Origin of the sequence: Burkholderia sp. Ac-20365, from assembly GCF_017104715.1 — a bacterium.
Lineage (GTDB): Bacteria > Pseudomonadota > Gammaproteobacteria > Burkholderiales > Burkholderiaceae > Paraburkholderia.
In genome coordinates this window covers 639,235-663,465 of record NZ_JAAGPI010000002.1, presented here as the reverse complement: position 1 = coordinate 663,465, position 24,231 = coordinate 639,235, and the positions used below count along the sequence as shown (strand labels likewise).

At 62.8% G+C, this 24,231-nt stretch carries 24 protein-coding genes; 12 read left to right on the top strand and 12 right to left on the bottom strand.

The window, feature by feature from the left end; all coding sequences use genetic code 11:
• Nucleotides 1–6: 6 nt before the first annotated feature.
• The 3 genes from G3O01_RS06315 to xseA all read right to left on the bottom strand — a co-directional run bounded on the left by G3O01_RS06315 (nucleotide 7) and on the right by xseA (nucleotide 3,719).
• A complete protein-coding gene (locus tag G3O01_RS06315; protein ID WP_205803657.1) occupies nucleotides 7–1,176 on the bottom strand; it encodes a CaiB/BaiF CoA-transferase family protein in 1,170 nt (389 codons plus the stop codon).
• A gap of 371 nt (nucleotides 1,177–1,547) precedes the next feature.
• On the bottom strand, nucleotides 1,548–2,126 hold the full coding sequence (locus tag G3O01_RS06310; protein WP_205803656.1) for a Fe-Mn family superoxide dismutase: 579 nt from the start codon (nucleotides 2,124–2,126) through the stop codon (nucleotides 1,548–1,550).
• 213 nt (nucleotides 2,127–2,339) lie between these two features.
• Entirely contained in the window at nucleotides 2,340–3,719 is a 1,380-nt protein-coding gene (gene xseA / locus G3O01_RS06305) for an exodeoxyribonuclease VII large subunit (protein ID WP_205803655.1), read from the bottom strand.
• Nucleotides 3,720–4,296: 577 nt separating this feature from the next.
• Here xseA and lpxK point away from each other — a divergent pair.
• From lpxK to G3O01_RS06280, 5 genes are all read left to right on the top strand, one after another.
• Entirely contained in the window at nucleotides 4,297–5,313 is a 1,017-nt protein-coding gene (gene lpxK, locus G3O01_RS06300) for a tetraacyldisaccharide 4'-kinase (protein WP_205803654.1), read from the top strand.
• The gene (locus tag G3O01_RS06295) at nucleotides 5,294–5,497 is read left to right on the top strand and encodes a Trm112 family protein (RefSeq protein WP_007180583.1); all 204 of its coding nucleotides are present in this window, start codon (nucleotides 5,294–5,296) and stop codon (nucleotides 5,495–5,497) included. Before lpxK ends, G3O01_RS06295 begins: the two co-directional genes overlap by 20 nt.
• A 121-nt stretch (nucleotides 5,498–5,618) precedes the next feature.
• Entirely contained in the window at nucleotides 5,619–6,422 is an 804-nt protein-coding gene (gene kdsB / locus G3O01_RS06290) for a 3-deoxy-manno-octulosonate cytidylyltransferase (RefSeq protein ID WP_205803653.1), read from the top strand.
• Nucleotides 6,423–6,681: 259 nt separating this feature from the next.
• Nucleotides 6,682–7,347, top strand: a complete 666-nt coding sequence (gene adk, locus G3O01_RS06285) for an adenylate kinase (RefSeq protein WP_205803652.1) — start codon at nucleotides 6,682–6,684, stop codon at nucleotides 7,345–7,347.
• An 845-nt stretch (nucleotides 7,348–8,192) separates the two neighbouring features.
• A complete protein-coding gene (locus G3O01_RS06280; protein WP_205803651.1) occupies nucleotides 8,193–8,951 on the top strand; it encodes a 3-hydroxyacyl-CoA dehydrogenase in 759 nt (252 codons plus the stop codon).
• A gap of 105 nt (nucleotides 8,952–9,056) precedes the next feature.
• On the opposite strand, the gene G3O01_RS06275 is transcribed toward G3O01_RS06280, so the two are convergent.
• On the bottom strand, nucleotides 9,057–9,899 hold the full coding sequence (locus tag G3O01_RS06275) for a SirB1 family protein (RefSeq protein ID WP_205803723.1): 843 nt from the start codon (nucleotides 9,897–9,899) through the stop codon (nucleotides 9,057–9,059).
• A gap of 5 nt (nucleotides 9,900–9,904) precedes the next feature.
• Nucleotides 9,905–11,455, bottom strand: coding sequence for a murein biosynthesis integral membrane protein MurJ (murJ, locus tag G3O01_RS06270; protein WP_205803650.1), 1,551 nt, complete (start codon nucleotides 11,453–11,455; stop codon nucleotides 9,905–9,907).
• 467 nt (nucleotides 11,456–11,922) lie between these two features.
• On the opposite strand from murJ, the gene rpsT reads away from it, so the two are divergent.
• Nucleotides 11,923–12,201 carry a 30S ribosomal protein S20 gene (gene rpsT, locus G3O01_RS06265; RefSeq protein WP_205803649.1) on the top strand — a complete coding sequence of 93 codons (279 nt, stop codon included), beginning with the start codon at nucleotides 11,923–11,925 and terminating at the stop codon, nucleotides 12,199–12,201.
• A gap of 166 nt (nucleotides 12,202–12,367) precedes the next feature.
• On the opposite strand, the gene G3O01_RS06260 is transcribed toward rpsT, so the two are convergent.
• Complete coding sequence (locus tag G3O01_RS06260; protein WP_180721616.1) at nucleotides 12,368–12,697, bottom strand: DUF3579 domain-containing protein; 330 nt, start codon at nucleotides 12,695–12,697, stop codon at nucleotides 12,368–12,370.
• 460 nt (nucleotides 12,698–13,157) lie between these two features.
• Between G3O01_RS06260 and argF the strand changes: the two genes are divergently transcribed.
• The gene (gene argF, locus G3O01_RS06255; RefSeq protein ID WP_205803648.1) at nucleotides 13,158–14,087 is read left to right on the top strand and encodes an ornithine carbamoyltransferase; all 930 of its coding nucleotides are present in this window, start codon (nucleotides 13,158–13,160) and stop codon (nucleotides 14,085–14,087) included.
• Between the two features lie 78 nt (nucleotides 14,088–14,165).
• Here the strand turns inward: argF and murB are convergent, their stop codons facing one another.
• Nucleotides 14,166–15,206: a UDP-N-acetylmuramate dehydrogenase gene (gene murB, locus G3O01_RS06250; protein ID WP_205803647.1), complete on the bottom strand. Its 1,041-nt coding sequence runs from the start codon at nucleotides 15,204–15,206 to the stop codon at nucleotides 14,166–14,168.
• A gap of 3 nt (nucleotides 15,207–15,209) precedes the next feature.
• Between murB and G3O01_RS06245 the strand changes: the two genes are divergently transcribed.
• Entirely contained in the window at nucleotides 15,210–15,389 is a 180-nt protein-coding gene (locus G3O01_RS06245) for a hypothetical protein (protein WP_205803646.1), read from the top strand.
• Complete coding sequence (locus G3O01_RS06240; RefSeq protein WP_012399944.1) at nucleotides 15,376–15,861, top strand: YajQ family cyclic di-GMP-binding protein; 486 nt, start codon at nucleotides 15,376–15,378, stop codon at nucleotides 15,859–15,861. Before G3O01_RS06245 ends, G3O01_RS06240 begins: the two co-directional genes overlap by 14 nt.
• A gap of 63 nt (nucleotides 15,862–15,924) precedes the next feature.
• On the opposite strand, the gene plsY is transcribed toward G3O01_RS06240, so the two are convergent.
• Both plsY and ybaK read right to left on the bottom strand, forming a co-directional pair.
• Nucleotides 15,925–16,551: a glycerol-3-phosphate 1-O-acyltransferase PlsY gene (gene plsY / locus G3O01_RS06235; RefSeq protein ID WP_205803645.1), complete on the bottom strand. Its 627-nt coding sequence runs from the start codon at nucleotides 16,549–16,551 to the stop codon at nucleotides 15,925–15,927.
• Nucleotides 16,552–16,684: 133 nt separating this feature from the next.
• Nucleotides 16,685–17,176: a Cys-tRNA(Pro) deacylase gene (gene ybaK / locus G3O01_RS06230; RefSeq protein ID WP_205803644.1), complete on the bottom strand. Its 492-nt coding sequence runs from the start codon at nucleotides 17,174–17,176 to the stop codon at nucleotides 16,685–16,687.
• A 137-nt stretch (nucleotides 17,177–17,313) separates the two neighbouring features.
• Between ybaK and G3O01_RS06225 the strand changes: the two genes are divergently transcribed.
• Entirely contained in the window at nucleotides 17,314–18,900 is a 1,587-nt protein-coding gene (locus tag G3O01_RS06225) for an AMP-binding protein (protein WP_205803643.1), read from the top strand.
• A gap of 24 nt (nucleotides 18,901–18,924) precedes the next feature.
• On the opposite strand, the gene xerD is transcribed toward G3O01_RS06225, so the two are convergent.
• Genes xerD through queG form a run of 3 tightly spaced genes read right to left on the bottom strand, consistent with a single transcriptional unit; the run spans nucleotide 18,925 to nucleotide 21,643 of the window.
• A complete protein-coding gene (gene xerD / locus G3O01_RS06220; RefSeq protein ID WP_205803642.1) occupies nucleotides 18,925–19,860 on the bottom strand; it encodes a site-specific tyrosine recombinase XerD in 936 nt (311 codons plus the stop codon).
• The gene (locus tag G3O01_RS06215) at nucleotides 19,857–20,327 is read right to left on the bottom strand and encodes a methylated-DNA--[protein]-cysteine S-methyltransferase (protein WP_205803641.1); all 471 of its coding nucleotides are present in this window, start codon (nucleotides 20,325–20,327) and stop codon (nucleotides 19,857–19,859) included. Before G3O01_RS06215 ends, xerD begins: the two co-directional genes overlap by 4 nt.
• 44 nt (nucleotides 20,328–20,371) lie before the next feature.
• On the bottom strand, nucleotides 20,372–21,643 hold the full coding sequence (gene queG, locus G3O01_RS06210; protein WP_205803640.1) for a tRNA epoxyqueuosine(34) reductase QueG: 1,272 nt from the start codon (nucleotides 21,641–21,643) through the stop codon (nucleotides 20,372–20,374).
• 17 nt (nucleotides 21,644–21,660) lie between these two features.
• Here queG and tsaE point away from each other — a divergent pair, with 17 nt between their 5' ends.
• Nucleotides 21,661–22,215: a tRNA (adenosine(37)-N6)-threonylcarbamoyltransferase complex ATPase subunit type 1 TsaE gene (gene tsaE, locus G3O01_RS06205; RefSeq protein ID WP_205803639.1), complete on the top strand. Its 555-nt coding sequence runs from the start codon at nucleotides 21,661–21,663 to the stop codon at nucleotides 22,213–22,215.
• The gene (locus G3O01_RS06200) at nucleotides 22,197–23,747 is read left to right on the top strand and encodes an N-acetylmuramoyl-L-alanine amidase (RefSeq protein WP_205803638.1); all 1,551 of its coding nucleotides are present in this window, start codon (nucleotides 22,197–22,199) and stop codon (nucleotides 23,745–23,747) included. The genes tsaE and G3O01_RS06200 overlap by 19 nt, the downstream gene beginning before the upstream one ends.
• Nucleotides 23,748–24,231 lie beyond the last annotated feature (484 nt).

Here is a 24,231-nt window from a genome sequence, read left to right as displayed (position 1 = left end):
GTTCGATTAACCTGCCGGGACTTCGCACTGGAAGCCGAGACCGCGCGCCACCATCCGTTCTATGGCATCCGCGTCGAAGCCCCAGTCGCGCAACGCATGGAACCCGCCCTGCCCGCGCTGCGGCGCAGGTCCGTTGATGTGTGATGGCGTGGCGGAAAAGCGCGGCGCGGGCGCGGGCTGCACGACGCCCGCCACTTCGACGAAGCTGCCGCGCGCGCGATGCTGTGCGTGATCGGGTGCCTCGGAAAAGCCGAGCACAGGCGCAACGCATGCGTCGCTGCCTTCGAATTCTGTGCACCATTCGTCGCGCGTGCGGGCCGCGAATGCCGCCGTGAAAGCTTCCCGCAGCACAGGCCAGCCGTTGCGATCGTGCTGCTTCGGCAGAGCTGCATCGCTGAGGCCCAGCTTGTCGAGCAGTTGCGCGTAAAAGCGCGCCTCGACGGCACCGACGGCCATATAGTGACCGTCGCGCGTGCGGTAGCTGTCGTACCACGGCGCACCGCCGTCTAGCAGATTGCTCGCGCGTTGCTCACGCCAGTTGCCCGAAGCGAGCAGCCCCCAGATCACCGCGCCGAGTTGGGCGGCGCCTTCCGTCATCGCTGCATCGACCACCTGCCCTGATCCGCCGCGTTGCACGCCGAGCAGCGCCGACACGACGCCGAGCGCGAGCAGCATGCCACCGCCGCCGTAATCGCCGACGAGGTTCAGCGGCACGATGGGTGCGCCTTCCGCGCGTCCGATGCCGGACAACACGCCCGACAGCGCGATGTAGTTCAGATCGTGACCGGCGCGCGCCGCGAGCGGGCCAGTTTGGCCCCAGCCCGTCATGCGCCCGTAGACGAGCTTCGGGTTGCGCGCGAAAGCCTCGTCGGGCCCGAGTCCGAGCCGCTCCATCGTTCCCGGCCGATAACCTTCGATCACAACATCCGCGCGCGCCATCAGTTCGAGTGCAGCCGCGGCGGACTCGGGTTGCTTCAGGTCGAGCGTGACCGAGCGACGCCCGCGCCCCGTGATATCGATTCGCTTGCCGTTGGTTTTCGGTCCGAGGTCCTCGGGCGCGGCAGGCCGGTCAATACGCAGCACGTCTGCGCCCATGTCGGCGAGCAGCATCGCGCCAAAGGGCCCGGGTCCGATCGCCTCGAATTCCAGCACCCTGATTCCATTCAGAACGCCCATCGCTCATCTGTCTCCGTTGAAATGCGACCCGGCGGCCGATACCAGCCGTGTCGTGATAGTCGCGATATATGTCGAGGCGGCAGAAGGCCTCTTGATCGTAGTAAGCCCTGGCGGGCAACGGACGAGACCACCCCGAACGGGTGGCGATAGGTGTGCACGCTCTTGCGCCGATCAGAACGCGCGGGTGTGACCATCATTGATGATGCGTCGATTAATTCGGATAGCGAATCAATATGCTCTGACATCCGCACAATGAAAACGGGTGGCGCCGCGAATCGGAGCCAGAAAAAGAAAAAGCCCTCATCAATGAGGGCTTTTCTTTCATCAGCACTGGCCGGTTATTTCAAACACTTACCGGCTCAGGCAAAGACTTACGCGAAGTTCTTTTCCGCGAAGTCCCAGTTTGCGATGTTCCAGAATGCTTCGACGAACTTCGGACGTGCATTGCGGTAGTCGATGTAGTACGCGTGTTCCCACACGTCGATCGTCAGCAGCGGCTTTGCGTCCGTGGTCAGCGGCGTAGCAGCGTTGCTGGTCGACACCAGATCCAGCGTGCCGTCTGCCTTCTTCACGAGCCATGCCCAGCCCGAGCCGAACGTGCCGACTGCCGTCTTCGTGAATTCTTCCTTGAACTTGTCGAAAGAACCCCACTTCGCGTTGATCGCGTCAGCGAGCGCGCCCTTCGGTGCACCGCCACCTTGCGGCGACAGGCTGTTCCAGAAGAACGTGTGATTCCAGATTTGCGCGGAGTTGTTGAAGATACCGCCCGACGACTTCTTGACGATTTCTTCCAGCGACAGGTTCTCGAACTCGGTGCCCTTGATCAGATTGTTCAGGTTGGTCACATAGGTCTGATGGTGCTTGCCGTAGTGAAACTCAAGCGTCTCTTCCGACATGTTCGGAACGAGGGCGTTCTTCGCGAACGGCAGCGGCGGGAGCGTATGTTCCATGGTGCTATTCCTTTGTATCTGTATCTGTTTATGGGGAGTCTGCGGATAACGCTGCGGGAGCACTCGATTGTAGGCGACTTGGAATAACCCCGCAAACGCAAGCCCTTTATGGCGTTCATTGCAAAAAGGCGCTGCGCGGGCAGCGTAATTAATGCTCGCGCAGCGCCTTCAAAGCCGTCATACGAAGGTCAAAACTACTGTGACGGATCCCTGTTAGAAGCCATCCGTAAGACGCGGCTGAACATCCGACAGCGCGATATCCGCCGAGCCTTCCGCAAGGTGAACGGTCATGCGGCGGCCCGGTTTCAATGCCGACGGCGCGCGCACCGCGCGTCCGTTCTGGGCGTCGAGCAACGCCGCGTAGCCACGTTCGAGCGTGCGCTGCGGACTCAGCACCTCGAGCCGCGCAGCAAGCGTTTCCACGCGCGCAATGTGTCGTTCATGTTGACGCAACAATGCGCGCTCGAGCCGCTCGGCAAGGCCGTTGACCTGCGAACGATGCGGCGAGATATCCGGCCGCCAGCGCTGCCAGCGCATCTGCACGAGCGCAAAACGTGCGCGCGCGTCGCGCACAGGCCGCGCACCCGCCGACGCAAGCCGCACGCTCAGTTGCTGCAAATGCGTGCGTTGCCGCGCGAGCCTTTCGGCCGGCGACACGAGCCGGCGCGCGAGCCAGTCGAGTTGCTGCGCGCGCCGCTCCATCATCCGGCCGAAGCCGCGCGCAAGCGTCGCATGCCGATGATCGAGCTCGCGCAGCAACAGCACGCGCTGCGGGCTGACGAGCTCGGCGGCGCCCGTCGGCGTGGGCGCACGGACATCGGCGGCGAAATCGGCGATCGTGAAGTCGGTTTCGTGACCCACGCCGCTCACCACGGGCACCTCGCTCGCGGCAATCGCACGCGCCAGCACTTCTTCGTTGAACGCCCATAGATCTTCGATCGAACCGCCGCCGCGGCACACGATCAGCACGTCTACTTCGCGCCGCCGGTTGGCCGCCTCGACCATCGCGGCCAGCTTCGCGCTGACGCCCGCGCCCTGCACGGGCGCGGGATACACGATCACGGGAATATGCGGCGCGCGGCGCGCGAGCGTGGTCAGCACGTCGCGCAACGCGGCGGCCTGCAACGACGTGACGATGCCGATTGCGCGCGGATGCGCGGGCAGCGCGCGCTTGCGATCGGGGTCGAACAGGCCTTCGGCTTCGAGTTGCGCCTTCAGGCGCAGAAACGCTTCATACAGCCTGCCTTGGCCCGTACGACGCACGGCTTCGACATTCAGCTGAAGCTCGCCGCGCGGCTCGTACATCGTGACAAGCGCGCGCACCTCGATCTTGTCGCCTTCGCGCGGCGTGAACTCAGCGTGTTGCGCGCGACCGCGGAACATCACGCAGCGCATCTGCGCCTGCGCGTCCTTGATCGAGAAGTACCAGTGGCCGCTCGCGGCACGCGTGAAATTCGACACTTCGCCGGACACCCAGACGAGCGGAAACGAGCGTTCGAGCATCGTGCCGATCGCTCGGTTGAGCACCGAGACGGGAACGACGGCATCGCCGCCCGCACCGGCCGGCGACGAGAAAGGACTTTCGGAATTCATGCGAGGAATGGTGTTGAGAAGCCGCACAGACGATAGACCGATCGGCCAGCCAGGTCCAGTGCGTTCTAAACGTCTTTCGCCGGATTGTTAAAAGTGTCCACATGTCGGGAGAGCGCTGGAATCCTGTCTCAAAACGGCCCCAGAGCCCACTTAATACCATCTAACCAATTGATTTTTAAACATTTTTTACTCGATAAAAGTTCCCCTTTACCGAGCAGATGCTTGTGCGACGGCCTTTCCGACAAATTGCAAGGCACGTTCTCCACAAAGTTATCCACAGGCTATGGATAAAGCATCGGCCGTGCGTGGAAGCCTTTCCGACTTGCAGCCGACGCCGCCCGCGCGCTAGAGTGCCGGGTTCTGGCGGAATCTGTCGGTCACGGCAAGCGCGTTTGCGCCAATAGAATTTCGCCATGCAGTTTCGCTATTCCCGTCGTCCTTTTGCCGTTTCGCCGTCGTCCGCTTTCGTGGTTTGCGTGGTCTTTCAACCGTCGGTGCAACCGACCGCCCGGAGATGCCTGCTGATGTCCGCCCTGTCCATCCTGTCTGACGCGCCGCGCAAGCCGGCCGCCTGCCGATGAGCGATCGCGCGTCCAGCCTCGAAGCGCGCATCGCGCGCGAGTGGCAGCAGCGCGGCCCGCTCGCGTGGGCGATGACGCCGCTCGCGTGCGTGTTCGGCGCGGTCGCGCTCGCGCGCCGCGCGGCCTTCAAGGCCGGCTGGCTGAGGTCGGTGCGCATTCGCGTGCCCGTGGTGGTGGTCGGCAACGTGACCGTCGGCGGCACGGGCAAGACGCCGACGGTGATCGCGCTGGTGCAGGCGCTGCGCAGCGCGGGCTTCACGCCCGGCGTCGTGTCGCGTGGCTATGGCGCGAAGATCACGCTGCCCACGCTCGTCACGCCGACGTCGAAGGCATCGCAGGCGGGCGACGAGCCGCTCCTGATCGCGCGTCGCACGGGTGCGCCCGTGTTCGTGTGCCCGGATCGCGTCGCGGCGGCTGAAGCGCTGTGCAAAACGCACCGCGATGTCGATGTGATCGTCAGCGACGACGGCCTGCAGCACTATCGTCTGGAACGCGATGCGGAAATCGTCGTGTTCGATCACCGGCTGGGCGGCAACGGCTTCCTGCTGCCCGCCGGCCCGTTGCGCGAGCCCTTGTCGCGCAAACGCGACGCGACGCTGATCAACAATCCGTACGAGCGCACGCTGCCGCCGTGGCCGAACACGTTCGCGCTGGAACTCGCACCCGGCGACGCGTGGCATCTCGACAATCCGCGTCTGCGCCGCCCGCTCGCGCAGTTCGCCGGCGAGCGCGTGCTCGCGGCGGCGGGCATCGGCGCGCCCGAGCGATTCTTCGCGACGCTGCGTGCGGCCGGCCTTTCGCCGCAGACGCGCGCACTGCCCGATCATTACGCATTCAGCACGAATCCGTTCGTCGACGTGGACGCCGACGCGATCCTGATCACCGAAAAGGATGCGGTAAAATTAGGGTCCTGGCATGATGCGCGGCTCTGGGTCGTTCCCGTCGAAGCCACGCTCGATCATCGCCTCATTGCACTCGTTGTGGAGAAAGTCCGTGGACGCTCGCCTGCTTGAAATTCTCGTTTGCCCGATCTGCAAGGGCCCGCTCAGCTACGACCGCGCCGCGCAGGAACTGATCTGCAATGCAGACAAGCTCGCGTATCCGATCCGCGACGGCATCCCCGTGATGCTGGTCGACGAAGCGCGGCAAACGGTCGAAGGCACGCCCGTCGACCTGAACCCGGGCTCGGTTGCCTGAGCGTCTGAGCGTCGCATCGAATCTCTCGTTGCGCGCATGCTCTCACTGAATTCGCACACTGCGCCGCCGTCCAGGCGGCGCATTTTTCTCGGCCCTCGCAAGGCTTGACGTCACGCTTCCGATGAACCAGACCCAGTCCACTCCGCCCTTTATCGCCGTCGTCCCGGCGCGCCTCGCTTCGACGCGTCTGCCGAACAAGCCGCTCGCCGATATCGGCGGCAAGCCGATGGTCGTGCGCGTCGCGGAACGCGCGCTCGAATCGGGCGCGCAGCAGGTGCTGGTGGCGACCGACGCGCAGTCCGTGTACGACGTCGCGCGCGCGCATGGCATCGACGCGATGATGACGCGCGCCGATCATCCGTCGGGCACCGACCGTCTCGCTGAAGTGGCGGCGCATTACGGCTGGAGCGACGAGACGATCGTCGTCAACGTGCAGGGCGATGAGCCGCTGATCGATCCCGCGCTGGTGCGCGGCGTAGCGTCGCACCTCGCGGCAACGCAAGGCGCGGCGATCGCAACGGCCGCGCATCCGATCCACGAACCGGCGGAAGTGTTCAATCCGAACGTCGTCAAGGTCGTGCTCGATGCACGCGGTGTCGCGCTGTACTTCTCGCGCGCGCCGATTCCATGGGTCCGCGACGCGTACCAGCCCCACTGGCCGAATGTCGCGCAGATGCCCGCCCCGCCTGCACCCGCTGCCGTCTACCGGCATATCGGGCTGTACGCGTATCGCGCGAAGTTCCTCCGTACTTACCCGAGTCTGTCGATCTCCCCTATCGAGCAGGCCGAAGCGCTCGAACAGCTGCGCGCGATGTGGCATGGCGAGCACATTGCGGTGCTCGTCACGCACGACGCGCCGCTGCCGGGTGTCGACACACCGGACGATCTGGCCCGCGTACAGGCGTTTTTCGGGTCGTCAGCGTAAAAAGCCATGGCATAATCGATCGTTCGCGCGATTCATCCGATATCGATGCGCATTGATCGATATCACCATTCGCCCGTTTTTAATCCGCATGTTGTGCCGTTTGTTTCGCAGCGCCGCGTAGTGCGTGCAGCGCGAAGCCGGTAGTGAAAAGCTGCCCGGTATCAACAGCGGCAACAAAGAATCAAGAGCGTCGACCGCGTCATGCATTCAATGACTCGCGGCACGCCAAACAGAATTGACATAGATCTGGAGATATCAAATGCGTTTGATCCTGTTGGGCGCTCCTGGCGCGGGCAAGGGCACCCAGGCGAACTTCATCAAGGAGAAGTTCGGCATTCCGCAAATCTCGACGGGCGACATGTTGCGCGCCGCTGTGAAGGCCGGCACACCGCTCGGCCTCGAAGCGAAGCGCTACATGGATGCGGGCGAACTCGTCACGGATGAACTCATCATCAACCTCGTGAAGGAACGTCTGCAAGATTGCGACTGCGAGAACGGCTATTTGTTCGACGGCTTCCCGCGCACCATTCCGCAAGCGGAAGCGATGAAGCAGGCTGGCGTTGCGATCGACTACGTGCTGGAGATCGACGTGCCGTTCGACGAGATCATCACGCGTATGAGCGGGCGTCGCATGCACCCGGCTTCGGGGCGTACGTATCACGTGAAGTTCAATCCGCCGAAGGTTGAGGGCGTTGACGATGTCACGGGTGAGCCGCTGATCCAGCGCGACGACGACAAGGAAGAGACCGTCAAGAAGCGTCTCGACGTGTATGTCTCGCAGACCAAGCCGCTGATCGATTACTACAACGGTTGGGCACAGAATGGCGATGCGACGACGACGTTGAAGGCGCCGCAGTATCGCCGGATCTCTGGCCTCGGTTCTGTCGATGAAATCCGCGCGCGTGTGTTTGAGGCGCTGAAGTAAGTAGGTTTTTGTTTGTCTTGCGACGCTGGGGTGGTGTGCTTGTGTTTTCGCTGGCATCCGCGTTGTGATGTACCCCTTCAAGCGTCGCCCCTGTGCGGGGCGGCACCTACTTTTCTTTGCCGCGGCAAAGAAAAGTAGGCAAAAGAAAGCCGCTGAACACCGCCAGTTCTTGTAGTTGCCCACGGGCCCCCAACGGCCCCGTCCTGTCCGCGACAGCATTCTTCTCGATGCCCGCTGCCAGCGCTCTTATTGAGCGCCTCACCCGCTTCACACTCCCCCGTCGCCACATGCGCGATCGCATCTCCCACGTTCTCTCGCGGCAAACTGTGTGTAGGCTTTCGCTGCGTACGCGCTTCACTCCGGACTGAAAAACACGATCGGTGTCGAAGGAACGCTGACGTGTGAAGTACTGCGACCTACACACAGTTTGCCACCTGGGCGGCCGTGACCGTTCGCTGCCTCTGGCTGCGCTACGGGTGATTGAAGCGGGTGAGGCGCTTAGCCGAAGCGCTGGCAACGGGCAACGATTGGCAGATTGCCGTGTGAAGCGGAGGAACTGTTGGGGGCCCTCAGGCGATGGTCAAGCACGGGCGGTGTTAGCCCGCTTTCTTTGCTTACTTTCTTTGCGGCGGCAAAGAAAGTAAGTGCCGCCCCGCACAGGGGCAACGCCTGAAGGGGTACATCACAACGCGGATGCCAGCGAAAAGCAAACCAAACCAAACCAAACCAAACCAAGCAAAACCAAACCAACTCCCCACCCACGCACTTTAACGCCCAGCCGTTAAAATCATCCAGCGACAACAATTCCAAATCCCGCGATTCACGCATCCAATCAAGGAGAAGACATGGACATCAAGAACAACGTGTTCCTGGTCACAGGCGGCGCATCCGGCCTCGGCGCGGCAACAGCGCGACTCTTCGCGCAAAACGGCGGCAAGGTCGTGCTCGCGGACCTGAACCAGGAAACAGGCACAGCGCTCGCGCAGGAACTCGGCGGCGTGTTTGTCAAATGCGACGTGAGCCGCGAAGACGATGGCGCGCTCGCCGTCGAAGCGGCAACGAAACTCGGCGCACTGCGCGGCCTCGTCAATTGCGCGGGCGTCGCGCCAGCGATGAAAACAGTCGGCAAGGACGGACCGCATCCGCTGCACTCGTTTGCACGCACGGTGTCGATCAATCTCGTCGGCACGTTCAACATGATTCGCCTCGCTGCCGCCGAAATGTCGAAGCTCGAACCGAATGCGCTCGGCGAGCGCGGCGTGATCGTCAATACGGCATCTGTCGCCGCGTTCGACGGGCAGATCGGGCAAGCGGCTTATGCGGCATCGAAAGCAGGCGTCGCGGGCATGACCCTGCCGATCGCGCGTGATCTCTCGCGCAACGCCATTCGCGTGATGACGATTGCGCCCGGCATCTTCGAAACGCCGATGCTGCTCGGCATGCCGCAGGAAGTTCAGGACGCGCTCGGCGCGATGGTGCCGTTCCCGCCGCGCCTCGGCAAACCGGATGAGTACGCCATGCTCGTCAAGCAGATCTTCGATAACCCGATGCTCAACGGCGAAGTGATCCGTCTGGACGGCGCGATCCGCATGCAGCCGAAGTAACCGCTCGCGCCTCGCGTTGTACTAAACGACGACGCCCAAATAAAAACGCCTGCGTAGTGTTTTACGCAGGCGTTTCTTTTTAAAGCAGCGGTCTGGAGCAGCCGATCAATCGCGATCGTTGTGCTGCGTGCGCTGCCGCAATTCGTGCAATTGCGATTCGACGACGGTCGCATCTTCAGCATCCGGGCGATCGCCCAGATAGCGTTCAAGGTCTTCAAGCGCCGGCCGCAAATAATCGAGCCGCGCATACGCAAAGCCCCGATCGCGCACTTCCTCGATGCTGTCCGGCAGCAGAATCACAAGCCGCTGCTGCACCGCGAGCATCCGCTGCCAGCGTTCGGTTTGGAGATACGTTGCCTTCAGGTTGCGCAGCATGCGCGCGATGATCTCGCGGCGCGTGGCCGGTTGCAGCAACATGCGCAGCGCGCGGCTCACCGATTCACCCGCTTTCGCCACGTAAGGCTCGAGCATCTCGACCATTTCTGCTTCCGTCAGCGGATGCCCCGTGGTCGGATCGATCATCGCGTCGCCTTCGGGCAATGTGATGCGCAGCAGAAAATGCCCCGGAAACGCTACGCCGCGCACAGGAATATCGACCTGCGACGCCATCTCCAGATACAGCACGGCCAGCGAAATCGGAATGCCGCGCCGACGCTTGAGCACCATGTTCAGATGGCTGTTGTCCGGGTCGTAGTAATCGTTGACGTTCGCCGCGAAACCGAGTTCGCGGAAGAAGTAGCGATTCAGAATGCCGACGCGCTGCTGGATGTCGGCGTCGTCCGGAATGCGTCGTTTGACGCGTAGCGTAAGCTCGTCGATCTCCGCGAGCACCGCTTGAAGATCGAGATCGGGATAAGCGTCCTGCGCGAGCGAAAGCGCCGCTTCCGTGAGCGGAAGCCCATCGTCCTCGGCGACGAGCGCGCTGAAATAGTCGAGAACCCGGGTCATCGTGATCACTTCGCTCGCCTTCTGAAATACGCGTATTTGAAGCCCATCAGCCAGAGCATACCGAAATATAGCGCCGCGAACAGCACGAGTGACGCGGCAAGCAGCACCATGCGCCGCACCGGCTCGGCGTGCATGCCGATCCAGTCGAAGCTGGTCGCGAACCAGTGCATCACGCCGGCGAGCACGAGACACGCGCCAATCAGCTGCACGAAAAACACCGCCCAGCCCGACGACGGCATATAGATGCCGCGCCGCCGCAAGCCGATGAACAGGCACAACGCGTTCACGCAGGCACCCAGCCCGATCGACAGCGTCAGGCCTGCGTGCGAGAAAATCGGCACGAACACATAGTTGCTCACCTGGGTCATCACCAGCACGAAGACGCCGATCTTCACAGGCGTCTTGATGTCCTGCTTCGCATAGAAGCCGGGCGCAAGAATCTTGATCAGGATGATGCCGATCAGGCCGATGCCGTACGCAGCAAGCGCGCGCCCCACCATCACCACAGCATTGCCATCGAACTTGCCATAGTGGAACAGCGTGGCCGTCAGCGGTTCGGCGAAGAAGAACAATGCGATAGCGCTCGGCGCGGCGAGCAGGAATGTCACGCGCAAGCCCCAGTCGAGCAGCGCCGAGTATTCGTGCGCGTCGGCGTCGACGTGCGCCTTCGACAGGCTCGGCAGCAGGATCGTGCCAAGCGCGACACCGAGGAGCGCGGTCGGGAACTCCATCAGACGGTCGGCGTAGTTGATCCACGACACGGCACCCGGCCCGATGTGCGATGCGATATTCGTGTTGATGATCAGGCTGATCTGCGCAACGGAGACAGCGAACATCGCCGGCACCATCTTCGCGAGCACGCGCTTCACGCCGCGATGCGCGAGCGCCTTGAGCGGATTGAGCCCGATGCGCGGGATCATGTCGATCTTCTTCAGCCCCGGCAGCTGCACGATGAACTGCGCGATACCGCCCGCAATCACGGCCCACGCGAGCGCGAACACGGGCACTTTCATCAGCGGCGCGACGAACACGGCTGCGATGATGAACGCGACGTTCAGCAGCACGGGCGCGAACGCGGGCAACGAGAAGTTCTTGTACGTATTCAGCACGCCCGACGCCAGCGACGTCAGCGAGATGAACACGATGTAAGGGAACATGATCCGCGTCATCGACACGGCGAGCGTGAACGCCTGGCCGTCGCTGCGCAGGCCGGAAGCGACCACCAGCACGACCCACGTCGCGCCCGCCACACCGAGCAGCGACAGCACGGCAAGCGCCCACGCGAGCACGGTCGACGTGGCATCGACGAGCGCCTTGGTCGCGTCGTGGCCCTGCTGATTCTTGAACTCGGCAAGGATCGGCACGAAGGCCTGCGAGAACGCGCCTTCCGCGGAAATGCGGCGCAGCAGGTTCGGGATGCGGAACGCGACGTAGAACGCGTCGGTGTATTGACTCGCGCCGAAAGCGCGGGCAATCAGGGTTTCGCGGGCCAGTCCGGTCACGCGCGAAAGCAACGTGAAGCCGCTGACCGTCAGCAGGGCTCGGAATAGATTCATGGGGCGCTTATTATACGGGTGCGCCCAGGGCGCTCAGCATGTCAGAGGCACGATTCGTGGCAATTCGAAGCGTTTGGGACCGATTTGCAGCAAAGACGTTCGATTTGCAGGCGAATTTGTGAGGAAACTTCTTGCTCGACGCGCCCTCGCGCGTTGGGATGCCCTGCCCGCGCATTGCCGCGCTCGAGGCAAAACGGTGACAGCAGCCAACCGCTTTACGAGTCCGCCGGCAACACCGTCACACCGCGCGGTTGCCACGTATCTGATTTTGTTGCTATAATCGCCGGTTTCGAAGCTCGCAAACCTTTCTGCCTCACTCAACCCGGGTCAGAATGAGCGGGATTCCACGTAGTTTCGTTTGTCTATTTGCGCCCTTGGGCAATCGCTCTCAGGGGTTCGATCTAAAGCAGCGCCTGCCCTTCACTTGAAAGCAGGCACTGGAAACAGGAACAGGATAAGGAACCGTCATGGCTAACACCGCACAAGCACGCAAGCGCGCCCGCCAAGCCGCCAAGGCAAATTCGCACAACTCGGCGCTGCGCTCGAAGTACCGCACGGCTGTCAAGGCTGTCCGCAAGGCAATCGAAGCCGGCGACGCAGCGCAAGCCGCTGAAATCTTCAAGGCATCGGCGAAGACGCTGGACATCATTGCCGACAAGAAAATCGTTCACAAGAACAAGGCAGCTCGCCATAAGAGCCGCCTCGCTGCAGCCATCAAGGGTCTGCAAGCGCCCGCAGCGCAGTAATTTCACGAATCCGGCAGCTCGCTCGCGCGGGCTGCTTCCTGTTTCCGCTGCGTCATGAAAGCCCGCTTTTGCGGGCTTTTTTGTTTGCGCTCGCATCTGCTACGCACGCGGACACAAAAAAACCCGCCGATGCGGGTTCCATTGTCTGCTTCTCTACGCTCACACCTTACGGCGCCTTGCGCGCCTCGTGTTCAGGCGGAAGCTCGCAGGCCTCGGTGACGAGCAGATCGTTGTCTTTCGCGAAGTTCATCACGAAATCAAAAGCCATCGGCTCGATATCCCGCAAGCGCGAATCGAGAATCACCACCTTGACGTCGCCGATCAGCGTAGGGCGAACGTAATGGGAATACTGAAGACGGGCATTCGGCCCCTTCGCGCCCGGACCGTAACACGACATCACGCCCGCCAGCCGCTCCGACCAGTCGCTCGGACGAAACTTGCGCCCGCTCGACGTGATGCCTTGAATGAAATATTCGGTTGGGGGTGTGTCGGCCATGTACGAAACCCTGTGTAACTGCCCGGCGATCTGCCAGTAAAGAGCCCGCGAAGGATGTTGCCTGAAAACGCTGTGTGAACACGTCTCGCGACCCTGCGAACCAGCCGTAGTATGCCGTTCGCCTGCCGTGGCAAGCCAGCGAGGGCGCCTTGGGCAGCAGCCATGTGGCGCACGTCGCGGCGAAACTGCATGCGCCAGCGATTGCGCGAAAGCCGTGTCCTGCAAGCGTAAAGCCTGCCCGCCGGGCTTTGAGAAAACTTTGAGATTATAGCGCAGCGAGGGTTCTTCCGCACTGCACACAAGCGTCCTGGAACAGTCCTTTGCAGGTTCCGATAAGTGGGACATAGCTTTTGGCCGACTCGTCAAAACATTCAAAATCCTTTATGCTGGACTGAGTTACCACAAACAACGGCGGCCCAGTCCGGCAACTTCGCCCGGGTGAATCCGCCGTATTTGTTTTATGACCGCCAAGAAAATCCGCCACTATCTGCAGTTCAACGATTTCTCGCTGGAAGACTACGAGTACGTGCTCGAGCGCGCGCGCATCCTGAAGCGCAAGTTCAAGAACTACGAGACGTATCATCCGCTGCACGACCGCACGCTCGCGATGATCTTCGAGAAAAACTCGACGCGCACGCGCCTGTCGTTCGAAGCGGGCATCTTCCAGCTCGGCGGTCACGCCGTCTTCATGAGCACGCGCGATACCCAACTCGGCCGCGGCGAGCCGATCGAAGACGCAGCGCAGGTCATCTCGCGGATGGTCGACATCATCATGATCCGCACGTTCGGCCAGGACATCATCCAGCGCTTTGCGGAAAACTCGCGCGTGCCTGTCATCAACGGTCTGACGAACGAGTATCACCCGTGCCAGGTGCTGGCCGACATCTTCACGTATTACGAGCATCGCGGGCCGATTCGCGGCAAGACGGTCGCGTGGGTCGGCGACGCGAACAACATGCTGTACACGTGGATCGAAGCCGCGCAGATTCTCGGCTTCAAGCTGCGGCTGTCCACGCCGCCGGGCTACAAGCTCGACCGCGCGCTGGTCGCGGACGAAAGCGCGCCGTTCTACGAAGAATTCGACGATCCGAACGAAGCCTGCAAGGGCGCGGACCTCGTCACCACGGACGTCTGGACCAGCATGGGCTTCGAGGCCGAAAACGAAGCGCGCAAGAAGGCGTTCGCGGACTGGTGCGTCGATGCCGACATGATGTCGCGTGCGAACAAGGACGCCCTCTTCATGCACTGCCTGCCCGCGCATCGTGGCGAAGAAGTGAGCGCGGAAGTGATCGATGGGCCGCAGAGCGTCGTGTGGGACGAAGCGGAAAACCGTCTGCACGTGCAGAAGGCGCTGATGGAATTCCTGCTGCTCGGCAAGTTAAATCACTGAGCTTCACTGCAGCCAGATCAAATGAAAACGCCGGCTTCAAGCCGGCGTTTTTTTCATCAGGACACGTTCGCTTCACATTCACAGACAGACAGGCTCGGCCTCCAGCTCCACGCCAAAGCGCTGCGCGACATCGTGCTGGATCGCCTTGGCGAGCGCGAGCACTTCCGCCCCGCTCGCGCCGCCGCGATTCACCAGCACCAGCGCCTGCCGCTCATGCACGCCCGCCGCGCCCAACGCTCGGCCTTTCCAGCCGCACTTGTCGATCAGCCAGCCGGCGGCAAGCTTCACGCGTCCATCCGCCTGACGATACGACACGATCTCCGGCTCTTTCGCGAGCAACGCATCGAACTGCGTCGCATCGACCACAGGATTCTTGAAGAAACTCCCCGCGTTACCAAGCGCCATCGGATCGGGCAGCTTGGCGCGTCGAACAGCGACGACGGCATCGAAAATCGCTTGGGGCGTCGGCGTCGTATCGCCCAGGCCGACGGCAGCCAGTTCGCGCGCAATGTCCGCATAGCCGGCGCGCGGCACCCAGGCTTTCGGCAACCTGAACGTCACCGATACGATCACGAAGCGCTCGCGCCCTTCCTGCTTGAAGTAGCTGTCGCGATAGCCGAACCGGCAAGCATCGGCGTCGAGTTCGACGGTTTCGCCGGTTGCCAGCTCGATGGCGCGCAGCGACGCGAAACGCTCGCACATCTCCAGCCCGTACGCGCCGATGTTCTGGATCGGCGCCGCGCCCACCGTGCCCGGAATCAGCGCGAGATTTTCGAGGCCGGGCATGCCCTCGGCGAGCGTCCACGACACGAACTCGTGCCAGTTCTCGCCCGCGGCCGCTTCGACGTACCACGCGTCGTCGTCCTCGCGAACCAGCTTGCGTCCGCGCAAGCCGATCAGGAGCACGAGACCGTCGAAATCGCCCGTCAACACGACATTGCTGCCGCCACCCAGCACCAGCCGCTTCAGGCCCGCGGCACGCGGATCGCGTACGGCGCCGGGCAGCTGCGCCTCGCTTTCGATAGGGCATGCAAGCCGCGCGCGCACATCGAAACCGAACGTGTTGTGCGGCTTGAGCGGGAAATCGGCGATAAACGACAGCGGAGCGGACTGGGACATCAGATGTTCTGGCAAGCGCCCGATATGACCCGCGAGAAAGGATGCAAGCCGCGCGAGGTTTGGGCAAAAGGGAAAGGCGTCGGTAAAATGACACCGGTCCGTGATTATAGCGAGTGCGTCGCGCGCAGCCTTGCGCGCCGCCACGCTCCGAAACAAATGGGAGAAAGCAATGCCATCGTTTGACGTCGTCTGCGAAGCCAACATGATCGAAGTGAAGAACGCCATCGAGCAATCCAACAAGGAAATCTCGACGCGCTTCGACTTCAAGGGCTCGGACGCCCGCGTCGAGCAGAAGGAACGCGAACTGACCGCGTTCGCCGACGATGAATTCAAGCTCGGCCAGGTAAAGGACGTGCTGGTGTCCAAAATGGCGAAGCGCAACGTGGACGTGCGCTTCCTCGACTACGGCAAGATCGAGAAGATCGGCGGCGACAAGGTCAAGCAGGTCGTCACCGTGAAGAAGGGTGTGTCCGGCGATCTGGCGAAGAAAATCGTCAAGCTCGTGAAGGACAGCAAGATCAAGGTCCAGGCGAGCATTCAGGGCGACGCCGTGCGCGTGACCGGCACCAAGCGCGACGACCTGCAAAGCGTGATCGCCATGTTGCGCAAGGACGTGACCGACACGCCGCTCGATTTCAACAACTTCCGCGATTGATGTCCGCTGTCATGCGCCGCACGTGCGGCGGCACATGATCCCGCCGCGCTGCCGGCAGCAGGCTTACTGCTTGTTCGAAGCAGCCGCTTTTTTCTTGTCGCCGATACGGCTTTCCTGCCCCGCCACCAGTTTCGCGATATTCGCGCGGTGACGCCAGATCAGCAGCGCGCTCATTGCGACGATCGCCACGGCAATCACGTTCGCGCCGAACAGAAAGCCGTCGAACAGCGGCGCGAAGATCGCCGCGCACAGCGCCGCCAGCGACGAATAACGGGTGAAGAACGCGACGATCAGCCAGGTGGCCAGCGTTGCGAGCCCGAGGATCGGATTGATCGCGAGCAGCACGCCCGCCGCCGTTGCGACGCCCTTGCCGCCCTTGAAGCGGAAGAAAACCGGATACAGGTGGCCGATAAACACGGCGATCGCGGCAATCGCGACGGACGTATCGTCGAGTCCGAAATTGGCCGAGAAATGCCCCGTCAGCCAGACGGCCAGCCAGCCCTTGAAGGCATCGCCGATCAGCGTGAGGATCGCGGCTTTCCTGTTGCCGCTGCGCAGCACATTGGTCGCGCCGGGGTTCTTCGAGCCGTACGAGCGCGGGTCGGCCAGTCCCATCGCTGCGCTGACGACCACGGCAAACGACACCGAGCCGATCAGATAAGCCACGACGGCGACAATCAGGTTTTCCATGTTGAAACTCTTATCAGTGTCGGAAAGCGTACCAGGCGACGCTGGTCTCCATGCGCCGCATGCGCAAGACGCGCCAGCGCAGCAACGGCGCGTATTCTACCGAACCCTCAACGCGCTTCCACAGCCGCACACATCATTCGACGATCGCGCATTCCACCGGCTTCGCGGCCAGCAGCGACGTCATCACATTCGGCGCAATGCTGACCAGAAAACCGCGCCGCCCGCCGTTAATAAAAATCTTGTCGAGCGCGAGGATAGTCGATTCCACATACACGGGCATTGCCTTCTTCGTGCCGAACGGCGACGTGCCGCCGATCATGTAACCCGAATGCCGGCTCGCAACGTCCGGCTTGCACGGCTCGACGCGTTTCGCGCCGATCTGCCGCGCGAGATTCTTGGTCGACACCGTGCGGTCGCCGTGCATCAGCACGATCAGCGGCTTGGCGTGCTCGTCTTCCATCACCAGCGTCTTCACCACATGATGCTCGTCGACGCCAAGCTGCCGTGCCGATTCGCCCGTGCCGCCGTGGTCGACATAGTCGTACGGATGCTCGCCGAACTCGACCTTGTGGCGGCGCAGAAACTGCGTGGCAGGGGTTTCGGAAACGTGTCTGGATTTGCTCATCGGCGCATTGTAATGGCGGCACGACACGCCGACCATTGGCCAAATGGCCAATTGTGCGGGCATCGAGCCTGTGGCACGATCGTTCGAAACTGGTCTGATGCAAGGGTGTGCAGCAAGTGCCCGCGCGCCAATCGTTTATGAGGGAGACACCTTTGAATCCTGTCCAGCATCCCGATGACGCAGCGCGCGTCATCGACGTCTCCGCCCTGCTCGCCGCGCTCCCCGAACGCATCGCGGATATTCCAAAGCTCACCGCCGCGCGCAATCCGCAGCATGCGGCGCTGATCGAAGACGGGCGACGCCTGACGCGCGCGCAGCTCGTCGCAGCCGTCGATGCCGTCGCCGTGCAGCTCGCTGAACAGGGCGTGCGCGCCGGCGACCGCGTGATGATCGTCGCGGAAAACAGCATCGTGCAGATCGTGTTGCTGTTCGCGGCAGCGACGCTCGATGCATGGGCGCTGGTGTCGAACGCGCGGCTGTCGGCGGCGGAACTCGATGCGATTCGCGCGCACGCGCAGCCGCGCCTCGTTGCATATGCCGTCGAAGTATCGCCGGATGCACGCCAGCACGCCGAACGCCACCAGGCACAACCGGCGCGCGCAATTAATATCGACATAGGCGCGTGGTCGTTTGCGTTCGACGAAAGCGCGCAGGTCGAACCTGTCGAGAGCGCCAGCAACCGCCAGTGCGCCGCGCTGATCTATACGACGGGTACGACCGGCTCGCCCAAAGGCGTGATGCTGTCGCACCGCAATCTGCTGTTCATCGCGGCGATATCGAGCACGCTCAGGCGCGTCAATGCCGACGACGTGGTCTACGCCGTGTTGCCGATCTCGCACGTGTATGGACTCGCGTCCGTGTGCCTGGGCAGCCTGTATGCAGGCGCAACGCTCAGACTCGCGCCGCGCTACGCGCCAGAAGCTGTGCGCCATGCGCTCGCCGAGGAACACGTGTCGATCTTCCAGGGCGTGCCGGCGATGCACGCGAAGCTGCTCGAATATCTGCAGGCGCAAGGCTTACCGTGGTCCGCGCCGCGTTTGCGTTTTGCTTACTCGGGCGGATCGCCGCTCGACGCGGCGTTGAAATCGCGCGTCGAAGGCGTGTATGGCGTAACGCTGCACAATGGTTACGGCATGACCGAGAGCAGCCCGACCGTTTCTCAAACGATGCTCGAAGCGCCGCGCGCCGACTGCTCCGTCGGCCCAGCAATTCCTGGCATCGAGGTGCGCTTCGTAGGACTCGACGGCAAGGACGTCGCGCCGGGCGAAGTCGGTGAACTGTGGGTGCGCGGCCCGAACGTGATGCTCGGCTATTACCGCAACCCGCAGCAAACGGAAACCGCCGTCACTCCGGATGGCTGGCTGAAAACAGGCGATCTCGCGCGCCAGGACGCGGACGGCGCGATGCATATTGCCGGGCGAAGCAAGGAGCTGATCATCCGCTCGGGCTTCAACGTGTATCCGGCCGAAGTCGAGCACGTGCTAAACGCGCATCCCGATGTTGTGCAGTCGGCGGTGATCGGCCGCGCGGTGGCAGGCAACGAGGAAGTAGTGGCGTTCGTCGAACTCACGGGCGGTGCCATAACCACGCCGGCCGATCTCGCCGCGTGGTGCGAAGCGCGCCTCGCACCGTACAAGCGACCCGCCGAAATCAACGTGCTCGCGGCTTTGCCAGCGGCATCGACGGGGAAGATTTTGAAGCACCGCTTGCGCGATCTGACCTGAACCGCGCAAGCATGTACAAGAAGATCAGCCCCGGGGGTGATGCGCCGCGTGCAGCGTCCTCAGCCGCTCGCGCGCGACGTGCGTGTAGATCTGCGTGGTCGAGATATCGGTATGGCCGAGCAGCAGTTGCACCACGCGCAGGTCCGCGCCGTGATTGAGCAGATGCGTTGCGAACGCGTGGCGCAGCGTGTGAGGCGACAGCGGCGCGTGCACATGCGCGGTCATCGCGTGGCGCTTGATGATGTTCCAGAACTGCTGGCGCGTCATGCCTTCGGCGCGCGCGGTGACGAACAGCGCATCGGCGCCGCGCTGGCCGAGCAGCGCCGGACGCGCCTCGCGCAGATAGCGTTCGATCCAGCCGTGCGCCTCTTCGCCGAACGGAATCAGCCGCTCTTTCGAACCCTTGCCCATCACGCGCACGACGCCTTCGTTCAGGCCCACTTCCACCGTTTTCAGCGTCACCAGTTCGCTCACGCGCAAGCCGCTCGCGTACATCAGTTCGAGCATCGTGCGATCGCGCAGGCCTAAAGGCGTCGTTACGTCGGGTGCGCCGAGCAGGGCTTCGACTTGCGCTTCTGTCAGCGTCGACGGAAAACGCGGCGGCTGTTTGGCCGAGCGGATGCGTAAAGTCGGATCCGCCGACGCCCGATGCTCGCGCACGGCCCACGCGTAATACCGCCGAAACACCGATAGACGCCGGTTCGCCGAGGTCGATTTATCGGTCGAACGCACAACGCTATAGGCGTTCAGATCGGCTTCGCTTGCCGTATCGAGTGAGGCATTGCGCGCGCTCGCGAGCCATTCGCAGAAGAGCCGCAGATCGCGCCGATACGCGTCGAGCGTATTGCGCGCGAGGCCATGCTCGAGCCACAGCGCGTCGCAAAAGGCGTCGATCGACGCGCCGCTCGTCAGCAGCAAAGGCGACGCGGGCTGCGCGTCTTCGGTCAGCACATCAGTCATGCGTAGGGTACGCCCTCGTGTTTGAGTAGCCAGCGTTTGACGTTGCGATAGTAGCCGTCGCCGCCCGTATGCGCAAAGCCGCCGATGCCCGCCGCGCCGACCACGCGATGGCACGGAATCACGATCGGAAAAAAGTTCGACCCGCACGCCTGGCCGACGGCGCGCGGCACGCTGCCGATCTGCTTGGCCAGTTGCCCGTAGGTCAGCACGACGCCGGGCGGAATCTCGCAGATCGCTTTCCAGACGCGCCGCTGGAACGGCGTGCCGACATCGGCGAGCGGCAGATCGAAGCTCGCGGAGGCCTGCTGCAGATAATGCTCGATCTGCTCGACGGCCTCTTTCGCAAGCGGTGAATCCGGCTCGACGTTGGCCACCGAATCGGGCAGATAGACGATCTCGCGCACGGTCTCGCCTTCGAGCCGCACGCCGATCTTGCCGAACGGTGCGTCGATCACTGCGTTGAACATGATGTGCTCACTCCTCTCATTCGATCCGCACGCTCAGGCCGCGTTCATGCTGCTTCGAGCGCCCACTCGACATGCTCGCGCACGAGCGGCGATGGATCGTCGGCACGCTGGCGCAACGCATCGACGATTGCCGCGCGCGCCTCCGCGGACAACGTATCGCGCGCGGCGCGCAGCGCGTTGCCCATGCCCACGGCGAGATTGCGCAGCCAGCATTCGTAGCCGATCCGGCGGATTGCGCTGCCTTGCATGCGCGTGTCGAAATCTTCTGCGCTCCAGCCGAACAGCTCGACCAGCGACGCGCGATCCAGCCCATGACGCACGTCGAAATCGGCGACGGGCGCGGCCTGCGCGAACTTGTTCCACGGACACGCGAGCTGGCAGTCGTCGCAGCCATACACACGATTGCCGATCAGCGGCCGCAAGTCCTGGGGAATACTGCCCTTCAGTTCGATGGTCAGATAGGAGATGCAGCGCCGCGCGTCGACCTGATACGGCGCGACGATGGCATCCGTCGGACAGGCGCCGATGCAGCGCGTGCAACTGCCGCAATGTGCGCCGGGCGTTTCGGGCGCGCGTTCGGGCGAGGTTTCGGCGTCCGTTGGCAGAGGCAGATCGACGAAGATTTCACCGAGGAAAAACAGCGAGCCCGCGTCCCGTTGCAACAGCAGCGTGTGCTTGCCGCGCCAGCCCGTGCCCGCCTTCTGGGCAAGCTCGACTTCGAGCACAGGCGCGGAGTCGGTGAACACGCGGTAGCCATACGGGCCGATCTCGGCTTCGATCCGCCCGGCCAGTTGCTGCAGGCGGTTGCGCATCACCTTGTGATAGTCGCGGCCACGCGCGTAGATCGAGACGACGGCGGCTGTCGGGTCTTCGAGACGCAGCCGTTCTTCGAGCCGCCAGTCGTGTTGAACGTCGGCGGCGGCACTTTCATCGCCCTTTCGCATGTCCAGCGAGGCCGGCAAATAGGCCATGCGCACCGAGATCACGCGTCGCGTGCCGGCCACAAGCTCGGCGGGCCGCGCACGTTTCATCCCATGTTTGGCCATATAATCCATCTCGCCGTGGCAACCCGCGTCGAGCCAGGCGGCAAGCCCCGCTTCGGCGTGCGACAGATCGATGTCGCTGATGCCCACCGCGCCGAAGCCCAGTTCGCGTGCCCAGTCTCTGATACGCGAAGCAAGCGCAGCCAGTTGCGCTTCATCATGGTGATGCGCAATGCGTGCTTCATCATGCGTCGCTGCTTCGGGCGGCGCATGGGGATCGCGATGTGGGTCTCGACGTGGATCAGACACGGGATGCTGCTTGCCTTGGTTCATTACGCCATTTTACGAGAATGCCCGATCACACCGGTCCCGCGAATCGACCTTCTGCCCCTGTCCTGCTGGAGCGCCAGTTCGCGCTCGCGGACGAGGCCGCGACCACGGCATTCGGCGAACGCTTCGCGCATGCGATCGACAGCGTGCGTGTCGAAGCCGCCTCAACAGGCCCGCGTACATTCGACGGGCTCCAGGTACAGCTCCACGGCGACCTCGGCGCCGGCAAGACGACGCTCGTGCGCGCCACCCTGCGCGCGCTCGGACATACGGGGCGCGTGCGCAGCCCGACCTACACACTCGTCGAACCTTATGCGGTCGAAAGACCGGATGGGGAACTTGAGCTGTATCACTTCGATCTCTACCGTTTCAACGATCCGGCCGAATGGGCCGATGCAGGCTTTCGCGAGTATTTCGACAGCGGCGCAATCTGCCTTGTCGAATGGCCGCAGCGCGCGGGCAGTCTGCTGGGAGTGCCGGATCTCGTTTTCTCGCTCGACGTCGACGGCGATGGCCGCATGCTGATCGCCCGGGCGTATAGCGAACCAGGAAAGGCATGTCTCGAAAGATGTTGATCAAACCGTTCCGCTCGATCGAATCGGCGGCCACCGCGACGCATAACTGGCGTCGCCGGCAGATTCTTCGCGCGGGCGCTTCCACGCTCGTTCTCGGGCTCGCTGGCCCTCGCCTCGCGTTTGCGCAGTCGGTGCTCGGCGTGCGCGTGTGGCCTGCGCGCGATTACACGCGCGTGACCATCGAGTCCGACCAGCCACTGCAGAACACGCAGCAGTTGCTGCAAGGCCCCGACCGTCTGGTGGTCGACCTGAACGGTCTCGATCTCGACCAGGCGCTGAAGGATCTCGTCTCGAAGATCGCGCCGAACGACCCGCAGATTCAATCCGTGCGTGTCGGGCAGTATCAGCCGCATGTCGTGCGGATGGTGTTCGACCTGAAGGGTTCGGTGAAGCCGCAGGTATTCACGCTGACGCCTGTCGGCTCGTACAAGTATCGGCTGGTGTTCGATCTGTATCCCGCCGTCGCGCCCGATCCGCTGATGGATCTGCTCGCGCAGAGCGAACGCAAGCAACAGCAGCTGAACGAAAACGCCGCGCCGCCCGCTGCGACGCTGAGCGGGCCGACCACGCCGCCGGGCGACAACAGCGACGCGTTCTTCGAGAAGTATGCGCAGAACGGCGCGCCGTCGTCGGGTGCGCCTGTGCCGCGTCCGCCTGTGCATATCGCGCCGACGCCGACGCCGCACGCACCGTCGTCGAAGCCGACGCCAACGCCCGCGCCGCCTGTCATCGCGCGCAACAACGACAACGATGCGGACGGCGACAACGACAACGGCGACGACGCCTACAAGTTCACCAACCCGAAGAAAGGCGGCAACACGGTGCGCCTGCTGACGGTCGCGATCGATCCGGGGCATGGCGGCGAGGACCCGGGCGCGATCGGCGGCAGCGGCACGTACGAGAAGCATGTGGCGCTCGACATCGCGAAGAAACTGCGCGCGAAGATCGATGCGCAGCCGAATATGCGCGCCATGATGACGCGTGATGCCGACTTCTTCGTGCCGCTGAATGTGCGCGTGCAGAAGGCTCGGCGCGTGGGTGCCGATCTGTTTGTTTCTATCCACGCTGATGCGTTCACTACGCCTGAGGCGAGTGGATCGTCGGTGTTTGCATTGTCCGAGCATGGCGCTTCGAGCGCGGCTGCGCGGTGGATGGCGAACAAGGAGAACTCGTCGGATCAGATTGGCGGGATCAATATCAAGTCCGCCGATGCGAGTGTTAACCGCGCTTTGTTCGATATGTCGACGACGGCGCAGATTCGCGATTCGATGCGGTATGGGACTTTCGTGCTGAAGGAGATTGGTGGCATCAACAGGCTGCATAAGGGCTCTGTCGAGCAGGCCGGGTTTGCTGTGCTCAAGGCGCCTGATATTCCTTCTATTCTCGTTGAGACTGCGTTTATCAGTAATCCGGATGAGGAGCGGCGGCTTAATGATGATGCGTACCGCGATAAGATGGCTAATGCGATTATGAGCGGCATTAAGCGGTATTTTGCGGCTAATCCGCCGTTGGCTAAGAATCGGATGACATAAGGGTTGTTTTTTGTATTGCGATGCTGGGTTTGGTTTGCTTTTGTTTTCGCTGGCATCCGCGAATTGTTTTTGGTCTGCCTGGGTTGCCCCTGTGCGGGGCGGCACTTACTTTCTTTGCCGCCGCAAAGAAAGTAAGCAAAGAAAGCGGGCTAACACCGCCCGCTCTCGACCACAGCCTGAGGGCCCCCCACAGTTCCTCCGCTTCACACGGGGTTCTGCCATTCACTGCCCGTTGCCAGCGCCTCGAACAGGCGCCTCACCCACTCCAATCACCCGTAGCGCAGCCAGCGGCAGCGAATGGTTACCGCCGCCCAGGTGGCAAACTGTGTGTAGGTCGTAGTGCTTCACACCTCGGCGCTTCTACGACACCGATCGTGCTTTTCAGTCCGGAGTGAAGCGCATACGTCGCGAAAGCCTACACACCGTTTGCCGCGATAGAACGTGCCCAATTCGACAACGCGTGCAGTGACGCAGGAGCATGAAG

Excerpts from the sequence above, each read along its gene's own strand:
- G3O01_RS06315 (WP_205803657.1), bottom strand. The coding sequence starts at position 1,176 with ATGGGCGTTCTGAATGGAATCAGGGTGCTGGAATTCGAGGCGATCGGA.
- G3O01_RS06310 (WP_205803656.1), bottom strand. The coding sequence starts at position 2,126 with ATGGAACATACGCTCCCGCCGCTGCCGTTCGCGAAGAACGCCCTCGTT.
- xseA (WP_205803655.1), bottom strand. The coding sequence starts at position 3,719 with ATGAATTCCGAAAGTCCTTTCTCGTCGCCGGCCGGTGCGGGCGGCGAT.
- lpxK (WP_205803654.1), top strand. The coding sequence starts at position 4,297 with ATGAGCGATCGCGCGTCCAGCCTCGAAGCGCGCATCGCGCGCGAGTGG.
- kdsB (WP_205803653.1), top strand. The coding sequence starts at position 5,619 with ATGAACCAGACCCAGTCCACTCCGCCCTTTATCGCCGTCGTCCCGGCG.
- adk (WP_205803652.1), top strand. The coding sequence starts at position 6,682 with ATGCGTTTGATCCTGTTGGGCGCTCCTGGCGCGGGCAAGGGCACCCAG.
- G3O01_RS06280 (WP_205803651.1), top strand. The coding sequence starts at position 8,193 with ATGGACATCAAGAACAACGTGTTCCTGGTCACAGGCGGCGCATCCGGC.
- G3O01_RS06275 (WP_205803723.1), bottom strand. The coding sequence starts at position 9,899 with ATGACCCGGGTTCTCGACTATTTCAGCGCGCTCGTCGCCGAGGACGAT.
- murJ (WP_205803650.1), bottom strand. The coding sequence starts at position 11,455 with ATGAATCTATTCCGAGCCCTGCTGACGGTCAGCGGCTTCACGTTGCTT.
- rpsT (WP_205803649.1), top strand. The coding sequence starts at position 11,923 with ATGGCTAACACCGCACAAGCACGCAAGCGCGCCCGCCAAGCCGCCAAG.
- G3O01_RS06260 (WP_180721616.1), bottom strand. The coding sequence starts at position 12,697 with ATGGCCGACACACCCCCAACCGAATATTTCATTCAAGGCATCACGTCG.
- argF (WP_205803648.1), top strand. The coding sequence starts at position 13,158 with ATGACCGCCAAGAAAATCCGCCACTATCTGCAGTTCAACGATTTCTCG.
- murB (WP_205803647.1), bottom strand. The coding sequence starts at position 15,206 with ATGTCCCAGTCCGCTCCGCTGTCGTTTATCGCCGATTTCCCGCTCAAG.
- G3O01_RS06245 (WP_205803646.1), top strand. The coding sequence starts at position 15,210 with ATGTTCTGGCAAGCGCCCGATATGACCCGCGAGAAAGGATGCAAGCCG.
- G3O01_RS06240 (WP_012399944.1), top strand. The coding sequence starts at position 15,376 with ATGCCATCGTTTGACGTCGTCTGCGAAGCCAACATGATCGAAGTGAAG.
- plsY (WP_205803645.1), bottom strand. The coding sequence starts at position 16,551 with ATGGAAAACCTGATTGTCGCCGTCGTGGCTTATCTGATCGGCTCGGTG.
- ybaK (WP_205803644.1), bottom strand. The coding sequence starts at position 17,176 with ATGAGCAAATCCAGACACGTTTCCGAAACCCCTGCCACGCAGTTTCTG.
- G3O01_RS06225 (WP_205803643.1), top strand. The coding sequence starts at position 17,314 with ATGAGGGAGACACCTTTGAATCCTGTCCAGCATCCCGATGACGCAGCG.
- xerD (WP_205803642.1), bottom strand. The coding sequence starts at position 19,860 with ATGACTGATGTGCTGACCGAAGACGCGCAGCCCGCGTCGCCTTTGCTG.
- G3O01_RS06215 (WP_205803641.1), bottom strand. The coding sequence starts at position 20,327 with ATGTTCAACGCAGTGATCGACGCACCGTTCGGCAAGATCGGCGTGCGG.
- queG (WP_205803640.1), bottom strand. The coding sequence starts at position 21,643 with ATGAACCAAGGCAAGCAGCATCCCGTGTCTGATCCACGTCGAGACCCA.
- tsaE (WP_205803639.1), top strand. The coding sequence starts at position 21,661 with ATGCCCGATCACACCGGTCCCGCGAATCGACCTTCTGCCCCTGTCCTG.
- G3O01_RS06200 (WP_205803638.1), top strand. The coding sequence starts at position 22,197 with ATGTCTCGAAAGATGTTGATCAAACCGTTCCGCTCGATCGAATCGGCG.